The following is a 3,820-nucleotide window of genomic DNA, read 5'->3' on the forward strand; positions in this document are numbered from 1 at the left end:
ATCTCCATAAGCGTGCCCTAAACCACGATAAAGGACTGTTTCAGTATCCACTCCTTTTTTAGTCAATTTAGCTGCATACGCTAAACATTCTATCATTAAAAAATCATGCTCTCCTACCGTAATAAATGTACTTGGATAGTCTGAGGATACATCCACATATGGACTTAAATACTTAGAATGAATTTCTTTCGTACCAAGTACTTCTGACATACCTCCAACCATTGAATGCATTATATTAAGCATTTTTTCTAATCCTTTTTTATACTTAGGAGCAATTTCATATTTATCTATACTCCAAGAATAAAATTCATCTTCATAGTCACACATATTAAGTGTAGGATACAGAAGCAACTGTCCCTTCACGTAYTTCCTACCATCTTCCATATCTTTAGTTGTACAATACTGTGTTAAGTTCCCTCCTGCACTATCACCTGCCACAAAGATATTATTCTTATCCCCGCCTAATGTATCAGCATTTTCATAAATCCACTTTAAAGTAGTGTAGCAATCTGTATGCCCAGTTGGAAAAGGATTTTCCGGAGCTAATCGATAATCCACAGAAACGGCTAGTATATCTGTTTTTTCTACTATCAATTTCACAAGTTCTTCTACTACATCTGGTGATCCTGCCATAAATCYACCACCATGAATAAAGTATAAAACTGGCGCATTCTCTTGTTTAGAAACACTGTTATAAATTCTTATCGGAATATCATATCCATCTTCCGCTTTCACTGTTTTATGCGTAATATTAAAGTCTTTAGTGACAATTGGAACACTCTTAATTCCATTAAATTGTTTTCGCATATTCCTTACCGATTTTTCAGAAGCGTCCATTTTCATCATATTTTTAGGCATAAACCTCATTACATTCATTTGAACCTTCGTGTCCTTATAAAGACGTGGATCCACCGCTCCTTTTTCATCACAATCTGGTATGTTTTTTACTAAAACTTTCGCCCCCTGTACATTAATGATTTCTTGTTTTTCTTGCATTTTTTCTAATAAGTCTAAGTCATATTTTCTAGTCATCTAATATTTCTCCCCTCTAAATTCAAACGCTTTCATTATTCAGGATTATATAACTTCCCGTTTACTAAATAAAAATACGTTCCATGTACAAAATGTACCATGGAACGTATTTTTATTGTTGTTCATATTTGATTCGATTATTGTCATTTTTTGATATGATATTTTTCCTATACTGTAATGGTGTATATCCATATTTTTCTTTAAACTGTGAAATAAATGATTTTGCATTTGGAAATCCTTGTTTTACTGCTATATCTTGTATAGAATTTGTACTATTAATTATATCTTCATAAGCTTTATAGAGCCTGTATCTCGTTAAAAAAGAGGTGAAATTTGATCCGAACGATTTTTTGAACATACGAGAAAAATGTTCTTCACTTACAAAAAAATGTTTAGCTACATCTTTCAGTTTAAGTTCTTCATCATAATGTTTATAAATATGCGTAATCATTTCTTTCTGTTTATTTCCAAGTTGATAATTATTGTCTATACTCTCTCCAGCTTTGCAATATCGCAATAGAATATAAACAATTTCATAAATTAAACTATTAATTTTTATGTAACTTAAATCATCAGAATTTGCGACTAACTCCTTTAATTCATAAAATATTTGCTGGAGGTTAGTTTTCTGAACAACTGATTCTTTTATATTAAATCTATATTTATCAAAATCTCCATTTACCTCTTTAAGAAATTCATAAGAAATAATTAACATCATTACTGCACAACTTGTATTTTCAACTTTTTCGAATTCATGAACATCGCCACTATTCACAAAAATAAATTCGCCAGCGGATACTTTCTTTTTTTGCCCATTCACATACAAGAAAACCTCTCCATATACGACTAGGCTAATTTCAATACTTCTATGCCAGTGAGGAGGAATAGAATAGTGAAAACCAGTAGGTAACATTGTATCCTATATATATTCAACCATTCCTGGAATTCTATCGCGTAATTTTATTTCTTCATATTTGCCTTGCCTGATTTTCAATAATCCACCCCCTTTTTATATTATAAAGTAAACTTCAAGTTTATCATTCCCTCATAAAAAAACTACATATATAGTATGTAAAGAGATTATCTCATGAGTTATTTACAAATAGCAGGTGTGAGATCTCCCACCTGCTATCCTTATTTTCTATTCATCATTTCACTATCAAACCAGATTGGCTTTGATAATTCAAAGTTTTTATGATCTTTCAATACAATATGAAGACGCTCTAACGTATCCTCCAACATATGCGGTGCTGCTCGCAAGCACCAAACAACTGAAGAGAAAACCGTCATCCCAACGTATACCGCATATAATCTCCAAAACTCCTCCGGTATTTTCCCGTTATAATATCCCGTAATTTGTCCGATGGAATACGGGATACTAATATCTCTTGCAAATAGTGCAATCTTTACGAAATCATGCAGTGGATCGCCCCAATCATATCCATTAAAATCAATAACACCTACATATTTCCCATCCCGCACAATTATATTTTCTAAATGAAAATCATCGTGTTGAAATCGATTTGGGCGGTTCTTTAAATATTTTGCATTTTCATCAATAAATTTAATAATTTGATTATCATTTTTAATTTTAATACCGCATGTTTTGTATGCTTCTAAATACTTGTAATGTTTCTTCATCGCCCTTTCATACCAAGGATGTATTTCTTTTGGCGCTTCATATATATGCATTTTTGCTAAATCTTTTCCTGCCTCTATACCAATTTCATATTGTTCTTTTGGCGTATATGTAGGCAACAGCTTTTTCGCATCTTCCCCCTCTAAATATGAAAAAAYACTATARCATAAACCTTCTTCYTCCAATATGCTAAGTTCAATTGGTCTTTGTACTTGCACGTTTCTTCCTTGCATTTCATTTAAAATTTGAAACTCTATTTTCTTTCTTTCATACTCTTTTATATCGCCTGTCCGTAACAAATACTTTTCATCTTCAGTAGTCGTAATGATATATTTTTTATCAGGAGAGAAACCTTTAGAGATTTCTTCAATGTTTGCGGCATCTTTTACTATTTCTATATTGTTTTTCCACGTTGTAATTGTCTTCATTTCTATTCCCCTTACATTTCTGCATTCGGTGTATACGCAACTTCTACTATAAATCCATTCGGGTCATAAAAGTCGATTGTATAGTAATCACCTGAATAATGATTCATTTCAATAAGGCCACTATGATCTTCATCTCAGTACCAGTAAGCAATTCTGTGCTACCTCATCAACTACTCCTCTATGACTAGCTTCGTAACGGTCCTAAAGTTCTTACAATTCCCTCGTTTACTTCTTTAAAATATATTTCACTTTCTCCTGTACTATATGCTACTTCATTTAACTTTCTCCATCCAATTATTGAAAACAATGTATCGTAAAAAGAAATGGATTCCTCTAAATTCGCTACCCAAAATTCGATATGATGAATATCAACTCGATGTGTATTCATATTAAGAATGCGACTCCTGTACTACTCGCACAATTTCCATTGGCGTATTGACCATATAATCCGGTGCATCTTTTTTTACTGTTTCAATGACATCATACCCCCACGAAACCCAAATGACATTCACACCAGCTTTTTTACAAGCTGCAATATCACGTTGTTCATCACCGACATACAACATATCTTGCTCTGTTAACTTTTTCGACTTTAAAAATCTTTTTATCATTTTATCTTTACCAAACAAATTTTTAGAACAATACACTTCTTCAATATTTTCTATATCATTATTGTGTAAAAATGCCCGAATATGCTCTTCTGAGTTCGAAGATATAACCG

General features: G+C 32.2%; 3 protein-coding genes and 2 pseudogenes. All 5 read right to left on the reverse strand.

Annotation, left to right across the window (positions count from 1 at the left end):
* The coding region (locus AC1DJR_RS20810) for an alpha/beta hydrolase (protein ID WP_477003405.1) at positions 1 to 1,032 on the reverse strand (1,032 nt) is incomplete at its 3' end.
* A gap of 112 nt (positions 1,033 to 1,144) precedes the next feature.
* Positions 1,145 to 2,026, reverse strand: a pseudogene (locus AC1DJR_RS20815) (AraC family transcriptional regulator).
* 140 nt (positions 2,027 to 2,166) lie between these two features.
* Entirely contained in the window at positions 2,167 to 3,099 is a 933-nt protein-coding gene (locus tag AC1DJR_RS20820) for an aminoglycoside phosphotransferase family protein (protein WP_477003406.1), read from the reverse strand.
* Between the two features lie 11 nt (positions 3,100 to 3,110).
* Positions 3,111 to 3,487: pseudogene (locus tag AC1DJR_RS20825) on the reverse strand (VOC family protein).
* 1 nt (position 3,488) lies between these two features.
* Positions 3,489 to 3,820 (reverse strand): HAD hydrolase-like protein (locus tag AC1DJR_RS20830; protein WP_477003407.1); only part of this gene is annotated, 332 nt, incomplete at its 5' end.

This window comes from Bacillus sp. 05T31 (assembly GCF_056396725.1).